Origin of the sequence: Burkholderia sp. GbtcB21, from assembly GCF_019091065.1 — a bacterium.
GTDB classification, from domain to species: domain Bacteria; phylum Pseudomonadota; class Gammaproteobacteria; order Burkholderiales; family Burkholderiaceae; genus Burkholderia; species Burkholderia pyrrocinia_C.
Genome location: NZ_JAGXKA010000463.1, coordinates 1 through 237 on the forward strand (window position 1 = coordinate 1; position 237 = coordinate 237).

The 237-nt window shown below is 67.5% G+C and carries 1 pseudogene; it reads left to right on the top strand.

Annotation, left to right across the window (positions count from 1 at the left end):
* A pseudogene (locus tag KVT39_RS37380) lies at positions 1 to 237 on the top strand (SDR family NAD(P)-dependent oxidoreductase); the annotation flags it as partial.

Consider the following 237-nt stretch of genomic DNA (forward strand, 5'->3'; position numbering starts at 1 on the left):
CGAGCAGATGCAGTCGTGTGCGGCCGCGCTCGGCACGCACCGGATCCGCTGTAATTCCGTGCTGCCGGGCACGATCCGCACCGAGATCAACGAAGCGGATCTCTCGGCGCCCGGCAAGGCCGAGTACTTCGAGTAGCGCATTCCGCTCGGCCGCCTCGGCGAGCCTGACGACGTCGCGGACTGCGAGGTGTTCCTCGCGTCGTACCTGGCGCGCTACGTCAACGGCGCGTCTCTACT